Source organism: Parazoarcus communis (genome assembly GCF_003111645.1).
GTDB classification, from domain to species: Bacteria; Pseudomonadota; Gammaproteobacteria; order Burkholderiales; family Rhodocyclaceae; genus Parazoarcus; species Parazoarcus communis_A.
Map to the genome: position 1 here is coordinate 403,636 of NZ_CP022187.1, position 15,070 is coordinate 418,705.

The 15,070-nt window shown below is 63.3% G+C and carries 16 protein-coding genes and 1 tRNA gene; 7 read left to right on the top strand and 10 right to left on the bottom strand.

Translation table 11 applies throughout. The features are described 5' to 3' along the window. The first annotated feature begins 169 nt into the window (after positions 1-169). From CEW83_RS01960 to puuE, 4 genes are all read left to right on the top strand, one after another. A complete protein-coding gene (locus CEW83_RS01960; RefSeq protein ID WP_199915185.1) occupies positions 170-925 on the top strand; it encodes a GntR family transcriptional regulator in 756 nt (251 codons plus the stop codon). 53 nt (positions 926-978) lie between these two features. After that, positions 979-1,710 carry an aspartate/glutamate racemase family protein gene (locus tag CEW83_RS01965; protein ID WP_108947849.1) on the top strand — a complete coding sequence of 244 codons (732 nt, stop codon included), beginning with the start codon at positions 979-981 and terminating at the stop codon, positions 1,708-1,710. Positions 1,711-1,804: 94 nt separating this feature from the next. Then, positions 1,805-3,190: an NCS1 family transporter gene (locus tag CEW83_RS01970; protein WP_234418954.1), complete on the top strand. Its 1,386-nt coding sequence runs from the start codon at positions 1,805-1,807 to the stop codon at positions 3,188-3,190. Positions 3,191-3,251: 61 nt separating this feature from the next. After that, on the top strand, positions 3,252-4,178 hold the full coding sequence (puuE, locus tag CEW83_RS01975) for an allantoinase PuuE (protein ID WP_108947850.1): 927 nt from the start codon (positions 3,252-3,254) through the stop codon (positions 4,176-4,178). 77 nt (positions 4,179-4,255) lie between these two features. Here the strand turns inward: puuE and CEW83_RS01980 are convergent, their stop codons facing one another. The 5 genes from CEW83_RS01980 to uraH all read right to left on the bottom strand — a co-directional run bounded on the left by CEW83_RS01980 (position 4,256) and on the right by uraH (position 8,124). Continuing rightward, positions 4,256-4,774, bottom strand: coding sequence for an ureidoglycolate lyase (locus CEW83_RS01980; protein WP_108951132.1), 519 nt, complete (start codon positions 4,772-4,774; stop codon positions 4,256-4,258). Continuing rightward, positions 4,771-5,835: an allantoicase gene (gene alc, locus CEW83_RS01985; RefSeq protein ID WP_108947851.1), complete on the bottom strand. Its 1,065-nt coding sequence runs from the start codon at positions 5,833-5,835 to the stop codon at positions 4,771-4,773. Before alc ends, CEW83_RS01980 begins: the two co-directional genes overlap by 4 nt. Positions 5,836-5,936: 101 nt before the next feature. Then, complete coding sequence (uraD, locus tag CEW83_RS01990; protein ID WP_108947852.1) at positions 5,937-6,458, bottom strand: 2-oxo-4-hydroxy-4-carboxy-5-ureidoimidazoline decarboxylase; 522 nt, start codon at positions 6,456-6,458, stop codon at positions 5,937-5,939. An 87-nt stretch (positions 6,459-6,545) separates the two neighbouring features. Continuing rightward, positions 6,546-7,739 (bottom strand): urate hydroxylase PuuD, encoded by a 1,194-nt coding sequence (locus CEW83_RS01995; protein ID WP_108947853.1) that lies wholly within the window; start codon positions 7,737-7,739, stop codon positions 6,546-6,548. A 34-nt stretch (positions 7,740-7,773) separates the two neighbouring features. After that, positions 7,774-8,124 (bottom strand): hydroxyisourate hydrolase, encoded by a 351-nt coding sequence (gene uraH / locus CEW83_RS02000; protein WP_108947854.1) that lies wholly within the window; start codon positions 8,122-8,124, stop codon positions 7,774-7,776. Between the two features lie 423 nt (positions 8,125-8,547). On the opposite strand from uraH, the gene CEW83_RS02005 reads away from it, so the two are divergent. Both CEW83_RS02005 and CEW83_RS02010 read left to right on the top strand, forming a co-directional pair. Continuing rightward, the gene (locus CEW83_RS02005; protein ID WP_108947855.1) at positions 8,548-9,714 is read left to right on the top strand and encodes an HD-GYP domain-containing protein; all 1,167 of its coding nucleotides are present in this window, start codon (positions 8,548-8,550) and stop codon (positions 9,712-9,714) included. Positions 9,715-9,800: 86 nt separating this feature from the next. Beyond that, a tRNA-Thr gene (locus tag CEW83_RS02010) sits at positions 9,801-9,876 on the top strand. 127 nt (positions 9,877-10,003) lie between these two features. On the opposite strand, the gene CEW83_RS02015 is transcribed toward CEW83_RS02010, so the two are convergent. The 5 genes from CEW83_RS02015 to CEW83_RS02035 form a co-directional block, all read right to left on the bottom strand. Continuing rightward, positions 10,004-10,849: an amidohydrolase family protein gene (locus tag CEW83_RS02015; protein ID WP_199915186.1), complete on the bottom strand. Its 846-nt coding sequence runs from the start codon at positions 10,847-10,849 to the stop codon at positions 10,004-10,006. Between the two features lie 219 nt (positions 10,850-11,068). Next, positions 11,069-11,929 carry a transglutaminase family protein gene (locus CEW83_RS02020; RefSeq protein ID WP_108947856.1) on the bottom strand — a complete coding sequence of 287 codons (861 nt, stop codon included), beginning with the start codon at positions 11,927-11,929 and terminating at the stop codon, positions 11,069-11,071. 78 nt (positions 11,930-12,007) lie between these two features. Next, entirely contained in the window at positions 12,008-12,598 is a 591-nt protein-coding gene (locus CEW83_RS02025; RefSeq protein ID WP_108947857.1) for a 2-hydroxychromene-2-carboxylate isomerase, read from the bottom strand. Between the two features lie 22 nt (positions 12,599-12,620). Further along, positions 12,621-13,355, bottom strand: a complete 735-nt coding sequence (locus CEW83_RS02030; protein WP_108947858.1) for an SDR family NAD(P)-dependent oxidoreductase — start codon at positions 13,353-13,355, stop codon at positions 12,621-12,623. A 109-nt stretch (positions 13,356-13,464) separates the two neighbouring features. Continuing rightward, positions 13,465-14,040 (bottom strand): TetR/AcrR family transcriptional regulator, encoded by a 576-nt coding sequence (locus CEW83_RS02035; protein WP_108947859.1) that lies wholly within the window; start codon positions 14,038-14,040, stop codon positions 13,465-13,467. 205 nt (positions 14,041-14,245) lie between these two features. Here CEW83_RS02035 and CEW83_RS02040 point away from each other — a divergent pair, with 205 nt between their 5' ends. Beyond that, complete coding sequence (locus tag CEW83_RS02040; protein WP_234418955.1) at positions 14,246-15,067, top strand: DUF5602 domain-containing protein; 822 nt, start codon at positions 14,246-14,248, stop codon at positions 15,065-15,067. The last annotated feature ends 3 nt before the right edge of the window (positions 15,068-15,070 follow it).

Genomic DNA, 15,070 nt, shown 5'->3' on the forward strand with positions numbered 1-15,070 from the left:
GTGACTCGCTGTTGTGCATGTGAGGCGTGAGTCGGCGGGAGCTGATCGCAATACCATTGATTGTTTTTATGGGTACAAGTTTCGATTGTTTTGTACACAAACAGGTCCTACACTTTGTCCGAAGAAGAGGTCCTCTGAGGACTTCAGCGTGCATGGCGGAGAGGCAAAGTTGAGCAAGAAACGATCACCCATTGATCTGGGCTCGCTCCAGAGCGAAGAGACCATGACGGGTAGCGGACGTGACGAAGCGATCTACCGCAATCTTTACGCGGCCATCGTGGAGAACCACCTCGAGCCCGGAACCAAGCTGCCCGAAGACACGCTGGCCGAGGCCTTTGGCGTCAGCCGCACGAGTATCCGCAAGGTGCTGCAGCGCCTGGCCTACGAGCGCCTGGTCGACATCCGCATGAACCGCGGCGCCACTGTGGCCCAGCCTACAGTCAAGGAGGCACGGGATGTGTTCGCTGCGCGTCGCATCGTCGAGTGCGGTGCGATTGCACAGGTGGTGGCGCGGGCCACGCCTGCGAAGCTCGACGAGTTGCGCGACATCGTGCGGCGTGAGCAGGACGCCGAAGCGCGGGGCGACCGCCGCGAATCCATCTATCTGTCGGGCGAGTTCCATGTCGCGCTGAGCCGTCTGTCCGAAAACGACACGATCAGCGACATCCTCGCCGGACTGGTGTCGCGCTCCTCGCTGGTGATCGCCACCTATGGCTCGCCGATGTCGGGCAGTTGCCGTCACACCGAGCACCACGACGTGCTCGACCTGATCGCAGCAGGCGATGCCGAGGGCGCGCGCGAGTGGATGGAGCGCCACCTGCGAGAGGTGGAGCGCAGCGTTGTTCTGCTCGAAGAGAACCCCTCGGCGCCAGACCTGCGCCGGATCCTCGACGACGTGGCGCAGCGCCAGCGCCGCCAGCCCTGATCAAACGCCATGGCCGTCCGGCGGACGGGTGGCAACCAGGAGAACAGCAGCAGATGCATATCAGGCTCATCAACCCCAACACCACCGCGAGCATGACCGCGAAGATCGGCGAGGCGGCCGCGCGGGTCGCCGCAGCCGGCACGCAGACCTCGGCCTGCAATCCGCTCGCGGGTCCGGTTTCGATCGAAAGCCATTTCGACGAGGCGATCAGCGCAATCGGCGTGCTCGAAGAGATCCGTCGCGGCGAGACGGAGAACATCGACGCCTACATCATCGCGTGCTTCGGCGACCCCGGCCTGCTCGCCGCCCGTGAGCTGAGCCCTGCGCCGGTGATCGGCATTGCCGAGGCCGCCTTTCATCTCGCCACCCTGATCAGCACACGCTTCTCGATCGTGACCACGCTCGGTCGCACCTGCATCATCGCCGAGCACCTGCTGCAGAGCTATGGTTTTGCCCACCACTGCCGGCGCGTGCGCGCCGCGGAAATTCCGGTGCTCGACCTCGAGGACGATGGCGCCTGCGCGCTCGACCGCATCATCGAAGAGTGTCGCCGGGCTCGGGACGAAGACGGTGTAGGTGCGATTGTGCTCGGCTGTGGCGGCATGGCCGACCTCACCGCGCAGATCCGCGACGCGGTCGGTCTGCCGATCGTCGAGGGCGTGACCGCTGCGGTGAAACTGGCCGAATCCCTCGTCAGCCTGGGGCTGCAAACCAGCAAGCATGGCGATCTCGCCTTTCCGCGCCCGAAGCAGTTCACCGGGCACTTCGATTATCTGAGTGCATGAGCAATCGCGACAGCCACTTCACAGAACAGTGGCGCCGCAAGCGTGAGACCGCGCGGTGCGCGCACCGTATCCCCAAACGAAAAGGAGCGTCACCATGACGACTAACACCGAGGCAATTCGTACCCCCGGCCTGCAGCCGGGCAGCGAGCACACGGCCACAACCGGCCACGGCAAGGGGCTGGGTGAAGAATCCCTGGCGCCGCAGCAGACCCGCATCATGGGCAAGTGGTCCTATCTGCTGGCGTGGTTCGGCGGTTGCGTGTCGATCGGCACTTTCGCCATGGGCTCGAGCATCGTCGGTACGCTCAATCTGTTGCAGGCCACGGTTGCCATCGCGGTGGGCTGCTTCGTGATCGGTATCGCGCTGGCCATCAACGGCGCTGCGGGCTACAAGTACGGCATTCCCTTTGTGGTTCAGGCGCGCTCGGCGTTCGGGTTTGCCGGAACCAAGTTTCCGGGGCTGGTACGGGCGGTGCCGGCCATCGTCTGGTATGGCTTCCAGAGCTGGGTGGGGGCAGGGGCGCTCAACGCGGTGTCGGCCTCATTGTTTGGCTTCGACAACCTGGTGTTCTGGTTCATCGTGTTCCAGTTCCTGCAGATCGGCCTGTCGGTGCTCGGCTTCCAGGGCATCAAGTGGCTGGAGAACATCGGCAGCGGCTTCATCCTGGTGTCGCTGACCTACATGTTCTTCAGCGTCATCGACAAGTACGGCGATGTCATCACCGAGCGGCTGGTCAACATCGAAGGCACCTGGGGCATGCCATTCTGGGGCGCGACCATGCTCTTCCTCGGCATCTACAGCACCATGATGCTCAACGTCAGCGACTATGCACGAGAACTCGAGAAAGGCGTGCGCCGTGCGCCGCTGACGACGATTTACGCCATGTCCATCCTCCCGTGCACGCTGTTCATGGGCCTGATCGGGCTGATGGTGTCGGGTGCGACCGGTGTGGCCGATCCGATCCAGGTGTTTTCCAGCGCGGTAGACAACAAGCCGCTGCTGATCGCGACGCTGCTCTTCATTACCTTTGCGCAGGTCACCACCAACGTGCTCAACAACGTGGTACCGCCAACCTATGTGCTGATGGACGTGTTCAAGCTGTCGTTCCGCAGCTCGGCGATCATCGTCGGCCTGCTCGCCTTCTGCACCTTTCCGTGGGAACTGGTCAAGGACGAGTCCGCTGCCGGCCTGCAGTTTTTTGTGCAGACCTATTCGGCATTCCTGGGGCCGATCTTCGCGGTGCTGGTCGTGGATTACTACATCATCCGCCGCCGCACGCTCGATCTGGGCAAACTGTATGACGAGAACGGCCCTTATCGCGGTGTGAACTACGCCGGTATCGTGGCTTCGCTCATCGGTGCCGGCGTCGCGCTGAGCTTTTCCTCGGTGTCCTGGTATGCCAGCCTGTTGCCGGCCGGCCTCAGCTACTGGCTGTTGATGAAGAACTGGAGCGCTTGCAAGCGCTTTTGCGAAAACTGATCTGCCGACGCGCAGCCGGCCTGAGGTGGCCGCTGCCATCCGTGCGCATGGAGAGCCCGTCATGAAGCCTGATTCGAACTACCCCCGCGACCTCATCGGCTACGGCCGCAACCCCCCGCATGCCAACTGGCCGGGCAAGGCCCGCGTGGCGGTGCAGTTCGTACTGAACTACGAGGAGGGTGGCGAGAACTGCGTGCTCCACGGCGACCCGGGCAGCGAACAGTTTCTGTCTGAGCTGTTCAACGCCGCCAGCTACCCCGAGCGCCACATGTCGATGGAAGGCATCTACGAGTACGGCTCGCGGGTCGGCGCATGGCGCATCCTGCGCGAGTTCGAGCGTCGGGGGCTGCCGCTGACCATCTTCGGTGTGTCGACTGCGCTCGAGCGTCACCCTGAAATGACCGCGGCCTTCCGCGAGTTCGGCCACGAGATCGCCTGTCATGGCTGGAAGTGGATTCACTATCAGGGCGTGGATGAGGAGATCGAGCGAGAACACATGCGCATCGGCATGGAGATCATCGAGCGCCTCACCGGCGAACGTGCGCTGGGCTGGTACACCGGACGCGACTCCCCCAACACCCGGCGCCTGGTCGCGGACTACGGCGGTTTTCTGTATGACTCCGACTACTACGGCGACGATCTGCCGTTCTGGACCCAGGTCGAGAAAACCGACGGCAGCACCACGCCGCACCTGATCGTGCCTTACACGCTCGACACCAACGACATGCGCTTCGCGCTGCCGCAGGGCTTCTCCCACGGAGACGAGTTCTTCGAGTATCTGCGCGACGCGTTCGACGTGATGTATGCCGAAGGCGAAGAGCGTCCGGCCATGATGAGCGTCGGCATGCACTGCCGCCTGCTCGGAAGGCCGGGGCGTTTCCGCGCGCTGCAGCGCTTCCTCGACCATATCGAGAAGCACGATCGCGTGTGGGTGTGCCGCCGCGTGGACGTCGCGCGTCACTGGATCGAACACCACCCGCATCCCTGAGTGGACTGAGCTGCTTTGGGCGGCCCGCCGGTTTCAGCCGGCGGGCCGCCCATTTCGTTTATTGCGTGCTCAGTGACTCAAAGCGGGGCGCAGTCGATTACGCCGACGGTGTCGAGCGTGATCTCGTCGCAGTTTTGGCGCGGCCCTGCGCGGTCGACCACGAGGAAGTCGCACACCCCACCCAGCGCGAGCAGCGGGTGGTGCCAGACGCCGGTGGCGTAGTTCACGCCCTGATCGCCACGGGCCAGGAACACCCGCAGCTGCGCAGCCGTCGGCGCCTCGCCCGCAGGCGCCACCACCACCAGGTAGGGCTTGCCCGACATCGGGATGAAGGCCTGGCTCGCCAGCGGATGGCGCTCCATCATCTCGACGCGGAAGGGCAGGGCGCGTGGCTGGCCGCGAAAGATGGACACGATCACCCGGCCGTCTGCGCCGGGTTCGATGTTCGCCAGATCGTGGTAACGCTCAGTGTTACCGGCGTTGATGGTGAAGTGCTTTACCGCATCGCTGGCCTCGATGACCTCGCCGAAAGGCGCGAAGGCCTCGCGGCTCAGCGGCTCGACCCGAAGCGGCTGCACTGCAAGGGCAGTGGTCATGAACCAGTCCGCGCCGAGCTCGCGGCGACCTTGCCCCACAGACGCAGACGCGACACGCCACCGTCGGGAAAGATGTTGAAGCGCACGTGGCTCACCGTGCCGAGCTTCGCCAGCTCCTCGACATAGGTGTGGATCGAATCCGCCGCCAGCTTCTGCTCGGGCAGCAGGGTGTGCCAGAACATGCTCTCGGTGGTGATCGAGCGATCAGTGCCGCCGCTCACGAACGCGGCCTGTACCGAGCAGCGGTCGGGGAAATTGCCCTTGAAGAAGGCGGTGTCGACCTCGATCTTCTCGATCGTGCCGGGCGCGCCCAACTCAAGCACGCACCAGTCGTTGCCGGGCTCGCGGCGGCGGCGGGTCTCCCAGCCATCGCCCATGTTCTTGCCGGGGCCGGGCAGCATCAGCGCCGCGGCCGATGAACCAAAGCTCGCGTCGTTCCACGACACTGCACGACCGCCGTTTTCCATCGCCACCAGATCGACCAGCGCATCCGGTGCGGCATTCTCCAGTCCGCCCACCGGGCGGCCATACACCCGCAGACGGGCAATGCCGCCGTCGGGAAAGATGTTGACGCGCAGGTGCGTCCACGCCGCGTCGCTCGCGCATTCGAGCAGGTGGTGTGCGCTCGGGCCGAGCGGCGTCGCCGGCAGGATCTCAGTCCAGCTTGCCGCCTTGAGCACCTCGACCTCGTCGGACTCGGACACGCAGGCCTCGATCGAGACCGCCGGCGGATAGTTGCCGGTGAAGTGGCTGGTATCGACGTCGAAACCACGGATCACGCCCTTCACGCCGAGCCTGACCAGCGCCCAGTCGTAGCCTGCGACGCGCTTGCGGCGCGACTCCCAGCCATCCATCCACTTGCCGTTGGTGTCGAACTTGCCGGGCACGAACTGCGCCGGCTCCGGATTGAGCATGCGGGCGACTTCGGCAAAGAAGTCATCGGACGCGAACAGCGCCTTCGCACCCAGACGGGTGCTGGCGAGATCGACCGAGCGCAGTGCCCATTCGGGCAGATCGGCGGGCTGGGCAAAGACGGGGGCGCCGGGGGTGTGACTGGCCATGCTGTGATTCCTTTTGTTCTTTCAGGTATTCGGTGCCGGGGATTGAAGGCAGGATATTCCATGCAGTGCGCCGCAGTGTCTACCGTGCAACACCGCCCGCTTCACGCCAAAAGTGCGTACAGACGGAAGCGGGCGATCTGTGCAATCTCGCCGAGGCAGGTGGCGAATTCCTTCTGCGCGTCGTTCTGCAGCCGTGCTTCGATGGCATCCATGATCTGGTAGCGGGAGCGGCCCTTCACTGCGATCACGAAGGGAAAGCCGAAGCGCTCTTGATAGGCTGCATTAAGCGAGCGCAGACGCTGGAGTTCCTCGGCGCTGCACTGGTCGAGACCGGCACCGCGCTGCTCGCCGGTGGAGGCCGCCGTGAGGGTGCCGGAGGCCGCTTCCTTGCCGGCAAGTTCGGGGTGGGCGCGAATCAGTGCGAGCTGTTCGGCCTCGCTGGCTTCGGTCATCGCTGTGACCATTGCGGCATGCAGCGCGTCGATGCTGGGAAAGGGGCGGGCATGCCAGCTGCGCTCGGCAACCCAGGGCGAATGCTCGAAGATGTCGCCGAGGCGGGCAACGAAATCCGGCTGAGAAAGTTCGGAGAGAGTGCTCAGGGCGGCGTCGGCAGAGGGTGTCATGGTCGCTTGCGTCCGGATCAATGTTGCGTGCATCGGGTTCTCAGTCGGGAGGGAGTGTTCAGATTCTCTTGGTTTGTTTGCCAATGTTCAGTCGACCAGTCGGGCGCCTTGGGCGAACCAGGTGGCGATCAGGGCGCGCTCGTCGTCAGTGAGCTGAGTAAGGTTGCCCAGCGGCATGTAGCCGCTTGCAACGGTTTCAGCGATTTTTACTGCATGCTGACTGATTTGCTCGGGCGTTTCCAGCATCACGCCCTTGGGAGCCTGCGCAAAGCCGTCCCAGGTGGGCTGTGCGGCGTGACAGGTGACGCAGCGCTTTTCGGCGATCTGCTCGATCGCGGCAAAGCTGACCTTGTCGCCATCGGCATTGACCGGCTTGGGCGCCATCAGCACGATCAGCAGTCCGATGAGCGCCGCGCCGGCAGCGGGCAGCCACCACTTCACCTGGCCGCGGTGACGCAGCACGAAGAACTGGCGGATCAGCACGCCGGCGATCATTATCACCGCGAGCACCAGCCACCCGTACTTGTTGGCATAGGTCATCGGGTAATGGTTGCTGATCATGATGAACAGCACCGGCAGGGTGAAATAGGTGTTGTGCACCGAACGCTGCTTGCCCACCATGCCCGGGCGCGGATCGACCGGTTGGCCGGCGCGGATCTGCGCCACCATCCGCTTCTGGCCCGGAATGATGTGGAAGAACACGTTGGCCGCCATCATGGTGCCGAGCATCGCGCCAACGTGGATGTATGCGCCACGGGCCGAGAACAGCTCATGCAGCACCCAGTTGCACACCATCACCAGCACGAATACCAGCGCGGCCAGCAGCGTGTCGCGCCCCATCAGCGTGCGGCACATCAGGTCGTATACCGCCCAGCCGCCGCCAAGAAAGGCGATCGAGATCAGGATGGCGGCGGCCGGTTCGAGCGCCATCACCTGGTTGTCGATGAGGTAGCTCGAGGCACCGATCCAGTACACGATGGCGAGCATGCCCATGCCCGACAGCCAGGTGGTGTAGGCCTCCCATTTCGACCAGTGCAGGTCTTCGGTCAGGGGCTCGTCCTTGGGGCCGGTAAGGAACTTCTGGCTGCAGTAAAAACCGCCCCCATGCACGCCCCACAACTCGCCGAATACGCCGCGCTTTGCATCCTGCGGCTTCTTGGGCGGCTGCAGCGAGGTGTCCAGCATGACGAAGTAAAAGGACGCGCCAATCCATGCCACGCCTGCGATGAGGTGGAGCCAGCGCATCAGCAGGTTGGCCCAGTCGAGAAGGTAAGCTTCCATCGTTGTGATTTTCCGTGTGCCGGCAATCGCCGGGTCAGCTGCCGCGGTAGGTCGAGTAGCTCCACGGCGAGACCAGGAGCGGGACGTGGTAGTGCGCGGTGGGGTCGGCGACACCGAAGCGCAGTACCACCTCATCCACGAAAGGGGGTTCAGGCAGTGTGGTGTCGAAGCGGCGGAAGTAGTCGCCGGCGCCGAACACGATCTCGTAGCGACCGGCTTCCAATGCCGCGCCTTCCAGCAGCGGCTGATCGCAGCGACCGTCGTCATTGGTGACGGCGCGAGCCACTTCGCGGCGCTCGCCGTCGAGGCGGAAAACCGCGACCGCAATGCCCTTGCCGGGCCTGCCATTTGCCGTGTCGAGCACGTGTGTGGTGAGTCGTCCCATGTCGGAATCTCCTGAAGCCGTCGTTAACCGGAGTTTAAGGGGGCTGGCGCACGGCGAAACCCGAAAATTGCAATAAGCGATATGCGCTGCAGCAAATGTCGCAGGCCGAAACCCGTGGCAGCGCCCAAATCCCTTCAACGGCAAGGCTCTGCATCAAACCGGGGACTTGCGCAACGCGGCGCCGGCTGGACGAGCCGGCAAAAAGCGGCAGATGTTGCCGGTGCTGGCGCAAAAGGTCTGCGCGCCAAGGAGGGCTCGGTAGGTAGGCGCACGTGATCAATGTGCGTAAAAACAGTCACTTGAACGGTATTCTGTCGGGTATTCATCCAAGTCGAATGCGCACCGCAGCCCTGGCACGAAACTCGCAGTGTTGTGTCTGAAAACAGACCGTTGTGGTCTGCCGGCATCAAACGGAGGTTTGCGATGGATGACTCGATACTGCGCCCGGTGACGCTCGCGCCCGGACTGGTCGGGAAGCCCGCACCCTGCGACCTTTTCGACGTGCGCGGCACGCTGCTGCTGCGTGAAGGGGTGGAGATCAGCCCGTCGATGAGTGTGGGCCCGAGCGAACGCCGCCTGTATTGTCGTGCGTCGCAAGCCCCGCGCGTCTCCGATGCCGAGCCGCTCAAGGTTCTGCGCGACATCGGCACTGCACTTGCCATGCTCGACGAACTCATCATCAGCGGGCAGCAGGTGACTGGCGGAGAGTTTCTGTCGCTTGCGAGCGAAACCTACGCCACCTGGATGATCGACCCCGACGCCTGCATCGGCTTCGCAAGAATGGAGCAGTACGACCGTCCGAGTGTCTGCCACGCCATCCTTGCCGCGCTTTTCGCGGCCGAACTCGCTGCTGCGCACGGCTTCACCCGGCACGAGAGCATCGACCTGATCGGCGCAGCCCTCACCATGAATCTCGGCAGTCTGCGTCTGCACGACCGCATGTTCGCTCACGTCGGCCAGCCCGACCCCGAAGCCCGCGCCGACATCGATTCACACCCGGCGCTGGCCGCACACTTGCTCGAGCGCATCGGTGGCATCCCTGAAACCTGGCGCACTGCCGTCCTGCAGCACCACGAAACTTTCGACGGCAGCGGCTACCCCTTGGGCCTGATCCGCACCGAGGTCTCGTTGCAGGGCCGCATGCTGCGCGTGACCGACGTGCTCGCCGCCCGCTTGCGCGAACGCAAACGCCGCGGTCCGCTGTTCTGGAGTCTGCACCAGGCACGCGACCCGCAGCGCCTGCTGCAGCACGTGTTCGGCCCCGACCTCGAACGCCTCGATCACATCCTCGCGCGCCTGCTCATGGGCCGCCTCAGCAACTTCCCGCCGGGCAGCGTGGTGCGCCTGTCGAATGGCGAGATGGGCATCATCAGCCGCCGCACCGCCGAAGCCGACGGCACTCCGCGCGAAGTGCTTGCCTTCCTCGACCCCAGCGGCCGCCCGCAGCACGTACCGCGTCCGCGTCGCATCGGGCCGCGCGACTGCCGCATCCAGGGCTACGCCCACGACGATCAGCCCCGCCTTCCGCCCTACGACTGGCAGTCGATCTGGGGCTATCAGCAGGCGGCCGCCAGCACCAGACTCATGTAAAACCGGGCACGAATGTCACGGAGTACGTTTTTGCGGCCTCAAAGGCTTGAACACAGCCGCGAGCTGTTGTATATTCCGCGCTCTTCGCTGCTGTAGCTCAGTTGGTAGAGCAACTGATTCGTAATCAGTAGGTCACCAGTTCGATTCCGGTCAGCAGCACCAAAAATCAAGGGCTTAGAGGTTTTCCTCTAAGCCCTTGTTCATTTTTCGACTCCGTGCGGATCTCCGGTTCGTCGAAACTTCATTCACAGGTGGCGTAGAAGTTGGTCCAGCAGAGTGGGCCGACCTATCACCTGAACAGCCGTTCGGCATTGCGGTAGGCGATCTTTTCTGCTGCCTCGGCGGGTAACTGCTTCAACCAGCCCCGGTAAGCCGCCATGATGCTGGCGTAGTTGTCCCAGCGTTCTTTTACCCATGTATCCGAGCCGATCAGGAAGCGGTCCGGGTACTTTTCAAACAGGCGTCGCCATTCCGGCGTCAGTTGCCCGCCTTCGGTGATGCCGTAGCGGTAGGACAGTTCGCACCAAAGCCCGGGATAACGTTGAAGATAGGCTTCGACCTTGGCCGGGTCGGTGGAAAAACCGGTGTGTGCCCAGATGATCTGTGCCTCTGGACTGTGGCGGTAGAGAATCTCCAGCGCTTCGTCGTCGGCGTGAGCGTGCAGATAGAGCTTGTGCTCCACTGCGAACGCGACGGTCTTTTTGACCTGGGGCGCTTTGGCGGCAGGGCCGGTGAGATGAAACTCGCCGATGCCGCGGTAATAGCCGCGCTTGAACTCGGTGGCAATCAGTTCTTCGGTCTGCGGATCGCTCATCCACGTCTGGATGTCCGGACGCACGCGGTAGGGGCGGATGAATGGCACTACCCACAGGTCCTTCGACTGTGCCTCATAGAGCGCACGGGTGCCGTCATTCGGGCGACTGGTCGCGAGGATGCCCGTAACCCCGTTTTCCCGGAACAAGGCCAGCACACCCTCGAGCGGCAGATGCGGCGCCGGTTCCCAGTTGTAGTGCAGGTGCGCATCAAAAACGGGGAGGGTGGTTTCCGCGGTCACAAGGTCGGCGCCGTATGTTGGCGCCGCAATTCCCAGTGCAAGACAGAACGGCAGAAAGCACAGGCAACGAATCCGCATCATGATGATCTCCCGCTCGTAATGATGGCGTGGTTTCAGTTGAATAATCAGCATGAGTCCTTGTGCAGGGCGTTGATTCCTGCCGTCGGATGAATGTCTTCATTCGCGAGCAATGAAGGGCTGAGTTCGACGGATGGCGGAAGCTGGAGGATTCTTCATCGATCGATCGATTGACTCTGACCCCTTTGATCCGGATCAGTGCTCGTCCCGGGGGCCGATCGCTCAGTTCACCCGGACCTCGACCTCCATCCCTGCGAATGCGTCAGGCGCGCCAAGGTAGCTGCCCGACACCGGCATCAACTGCCTGATGTCGCGGGCGACGGCGACCGGAACCAGATTGAATCCGCCGATACTGCGGTTGGTCGGGTCGAAGTTGATCCAGCCCGCGCCGGGCACATAGACCTCGGCCCACGCATGGGTGGAGCCGGAGCCCGAGGAGCCTGTCGCCGTGCTTTGCGGGTCGTACAGGTAGCCGGACACGATGCGGGCGCCCATGTCGAGGCTGCGCACTGCTTCGGCAAACAGTACGGCGAAGTCGCGGCACGACCCCCTCCCGCGGTCGAGCGATTCGTTCGGCGTCTGGGTGCCTTCGCTTTCGCGCACCTCGTATTGCAGGGCTTCGGATACACCGTGGCTGATCGCCTTCAGCAGTTCCAGCGTGTCGGGCGCGGGACCCCGCACGAATGATCGGGCCCACTTCTGGAGGCGCCCCATCGGGTCAAGGTATTGCTGGATCGCGAGGGCGCCGAGGTCGGCGCGATCATCGTTCGAATAGAAGAAGGGAAAGTTGATGGCCGTCGCCGCAATATTGAAGATCGGCCAGGGGTTGCCGGTGAGGTTCAGTTCGATGTTGCTTTCGATCTGCAACGTGTCTGTCATGCCGGAGAAGGACGCCGTCGCAACCGCATTGCCCGACACATCGTGCGCCCAGGTGATCGTCGCGTTGGGCGATACCTTCAAGGTGTGCGACATGAGCTGCAGCTCGCGACTTTCTCTTGGGCGCAGCATCAGCCGATGCGGGTTCAGGCTGACCGCGGTGCGATAGTGATAGACCGTTGTATGACTGATTCGAATTTGAGTCACGGCGGTGCGGCCTCCTGAAGAACTTCCAGACTAACACTTTAAGCGGACGCGAACCGGAGGCAAACGGCCACCGGCGGCTCAGCGATAGAGGCGCTCGATGTCGTCGAAACGGTCGGTGCCCCAGAACGGTTCGCCGTCGATCAGGATGAAGGGCGAGCCGAACACGCCGCGCGCAAGGGCATTCTCGGTTTCGTGCCTCAGGCGATCCTTGATGTCCTGCTCTTGCGCGCCGGCTGCAGCCGCGTCGCGGTCGAATCCGAGGCTTGCCGCGACATCCAGCGCGACGTTTGCGTCGGAGGTGTCCTTGCCGTCGATCCAGTAGGCCCGGTAGGCGGCCTCGACGAAGGCACCCATCTTTTCCGGGGCTTCGCGTTCAACCCAGTAGGCCAGGCGCGACGGGGGGATCGGGTTGGCGGGGAAGTTGGTAGGGACCCTGACCTCGGCAATGCCGTCCAGTTTTGCGCGCCTGAAGAAGTCCTTGAAGACGTAGTCCTTCTTCAGCGGATGGTCGAGCGGCAGGCCGCCGTGTGCCTTGTATACGGCGCCGATCAGGAACGGGCGCCAGTTCACGTCCCGCCCGATGGCTTTGGCCAGGGCGGTGACCCTGCGGCTGCCAAGGAAGCCAAAGGGCGAGGCGAAGTCGAAATAGAAATCGAAGGATTTGCTCATGATCTGTCTCCTGTGATCGGGGTCACCATTGTTCTTTATAGGGACGCAGGTCCATTTCGAAGGTCCATGCGCTGCGTGGCTGCCTGTGCAGTTGCCAATAGGCTTCGGCGATATCGTCGGGACGAAGGATCCCGTCCGGCATGCGCGCCTCGAACATGTCGGGGAACAGGGCCTTGGTTGATGGGTTGTCGATCAGGCCATCAATGATGATGTGGGCGACATGTACGCCCTCGGGGCCGAGTTCACGCGCCATGCTTTGTGCGAGCGCGCGCAAGGCATGCTTGCCGCCGGCGAAGGCGGCGAACCCGGTGTTTCCGCGCAGACTGGCCGAGGCGCCGGTGAAGAGGAGGGTGCCCCGGCCGCGTTTTCGCATGGGTTCGACGACCTCGCGTCCGACCAGAAATGCCGCGAAGGCGCACATCTCCCAGACCTTGCGGTAAACCTGAGCGCTTGTTTCCGCGATCGGGAACCGCACATTGCCGCCGATGTTGAAGATGCAGGCCGTGATCGGGCCGATCTGTTCGGCCTTTGCCACCAGCGCCCTGACCGAATCCTCATCGCGCGCGTCCGAGTGCACCGCGGTTGCGCTGCCGCCGGCGGCTTCGATGTCTGCCACAAACCGGGAGAGATCCCCACGCCTGCGGCTTGCCACCACGTGCAGGCCTTCTCGTGCGAAGCGTCTCGCGATCGCACCGCCGGTGGCATCGCCTGCGCCGACAACCAGGCAGACTTCGGTGGGGGTGGGGTGAGGGTTCATGGCTGGGCTCCGTTCCGTGTGTCATGCATCGAAGCGTGCGTTTCACCTGAGGTCGCAGGCCGCGCACTGCGCCGCCCTTTGACGGGGCAATCGCTGTTCATGGGCCATTTCACCCGAGGTCATGCCGTATCAGGCGAAAGGCGGTGTCTATTGCCGCGGTGATCTGATCCGGCGGGAGATTGCGACGACTGGACACGCGCACGCCTTCATTGAGCAGCATCAGAAGATTGGCCAGGTCCGACGCGCGCTTCGGCTCGCAATGCGCGTCGATCAGGCAGCCTTCGAAGGCTGCCTTGAATGCATCGAGATGGGTGCTTGCGCGGGCGCTGAGTTCGTCGTCCACGTCGGCCATTTCCAGAACGGTGTTCACCAGCATGCAGCCCCATTGCGATCTGTTGCCCCGAGGGGCAGTGAAATTGCGCACGAAAAAACTGTGCAAGGCCTCGAGTGGCGGCATCTCGGTGCGTGACTGGGCAATCATGTCGATCGAGCGCTGGGCAAACAGGTCCAGACAGGCCAGAAACAGGCTGCGCTTATCGACAAACGTGGCGTAGAAACTACTGCGGCTGATCGCCATGGCGTCGAGCAGGTCTGCCAGCGACGTTGCCTGATAACCCTTGCGCCAGAACAGCACAAGCGCACTGTTACGCGCTGTCGCCGGATTGAATTCGATCGTGCGGGCCATGCGTTCATAGTGGAACGACCGGTACAAAATGTCAAACGCAGAGGGGATCTGCGGCCCCGGCCAGCGCCCCGCTCACCCTTTGAGAGGAAGGGTGAGCGGTGGGGCGTTGTGCGACCTTGAGCGCCAGCGCGGCCGACCCACGTCCGTAGCGCTCATTGCACTCCGCCTGCGATCAGCTAGATTGAGATGCTGGGGTGCGACGATCGTGCGCGCGCCTGATCTGTTCGTTGACCTCAATCGGGAGGACATCATGAAGGGGACAAGCAAACGATTTCCGGGGCTGATCATTGCGATCGCCCTCGTGTCGGCATTGGGCCTGAGACCGGCATTCGGGCAGGTAGGCACCCATGCCGGACCGGCGGTGCCGATTGGCAAGGGCGAGGCATACGCCATGGTCCGGACCGGCGCGGACGGCGCGGTGACCTCGATCGGCGTGGTGATGACGGCAGCAGCGCTAGACGGTTTGCCGACGAGGGCGCCAGGCGAGCGTTCTGACGTTCCCTACCTGTTGCCAATGCCGGCGAGCGGGCCGAAAACGGTTGTCGATCACGTGGTGGTGAATTGGGAGCCGGCCGGTCATGCGCCGTCTAAGGTCTACGATGTCCCGCACTTTGACTTCCATTTCTACGTGGTCGATCGCGGAGAGGTGGAAAAGGTTGTGTTTGCCAGCCCGGATGCGTCGGGAGCCCCGGATCAGCAACCGCCCGCTGAGTTGATGGCGGCCGGTTACATTCTGCCGCCCGGTACGGCGAAGTCGAAGATGGGGGCGCATGCGGTCAACCCGGCAGGCGGGGAGTTTCAGCAGCAGCCATTCAACGCGGCGTTCATCTACGGCTATTACAACAAACGGCTGACCTTCATCGAGCCGATGGTCTCGCTGGCGTATCTGAAATCGAAACCGTCAGTTTCGCTGCCGGTGTCACGGCCGGCGAAGTATTCCTGGCCTGGTGCCTATCCGTCGTCGTATCGGGTTGCGTTTGACGAAGCGCACCAGGTGTATGAGATCGCGCTGGAGGATCTGCGGTAGATT

What these genes read in the sequence shown, in the direction of transcription:
- alc (WP_108947851.1), bottom strand. Translation starts at nt 5,835, where the DNA reads ATGGCCAGTCACACCCCCGGCGCCCCCGTCTTTGCCCAGCCCGCCGAT.
- CEW83_RS02025 (WP_108947857.1), bottom strand. Translation starts at nt 12,598, where the DNA reads ATGAGCAAATCCTTCGATTTCTATTTCGACTTCGCCTCGCCCTTTGGC.
- CEW83_RS02030 (WP_108947858.1), bottom strand. Translation starts at nt 13,355, where the DNA reads ATGAACCCTCACCCCACCCCCACCGAAGTCTGCCTGGTTGTCGGCGCA.
- puuE (WP_108947850.1), top strand. Translation starts at nt 3,252, where the DNA reads ATGAAGCCTGATTCGAACTACCCCCGCGACCTCATCGGCTACGGCCGC.
- uraD (WP_108947852.1), bottom strand. Translation starts at nt 6,458, where the DNA reads ATGACACCCTCTGCCGACGCCGCCCTGAGCACTCTCTCCGAACTTTCT.
- CEW83_RS01980 (WP_108951132.1), bottom strand. Translation starts at nt 4,774, where the DNA reads ATGACCACTGCCCTTGCAGTGCAGCCGCTTCGGGTCGAGCCGCTGAGC.
- CEW83_RS02005 (WP_108947855.1), top strand. Translation starts at nt 8,548, where the DNA reads ATGGATGACTCGATACTGCGCCCGGTGACGCTCGCGCCCGGACTGGTC.
- CEW83_RS01965 (WP_108947849.1), top strand. Translation starts at nt 979, where the DNA reads ATGCATATCAGGCTCATCAACCCCAACACCACCGCGAGCATGACCGCG.
- CEW83_RS01995 (WP_108947853.1), bottom strand. Translation starts at nt 7,739, where the DNA reads ATGGAAGCTTACCTTCTCGACTGGGCCAACCTGCTGATGCGCTGGCTC.
- uraH (WP_108947854.1), bottom strand. Translation starts at nt 8,124, where the DNA reads ATGGGACGACTCACCACACACGTGCTCGACACGGCAAATGGCAGGCCC.
- CEW83_RS02035 (WP_108947859.1), bottom strand. Translation starts at nt 14,040, where the DNA reads ATGGCCCGCACGATCGAATTCAATCCGGCGACAGCGCGTAACAGTGCG.
- CEW83_RS01970 (WP_234418954.1), top strand. Translation starts at nt 1,805, where the DNA reads ATGACGACTAACACCGAGGCAATTCGTACCCCCGGCCTGCAGCCGGGC.
- CEW83_RS02015 (WP_199915186.1), bottom strand. Translation starts at nt 10,849, where the DNA reads ATGATGCGGATTCGTTGCCTGTGCTTTCTGCCGTTCTGTCTTGCACTG.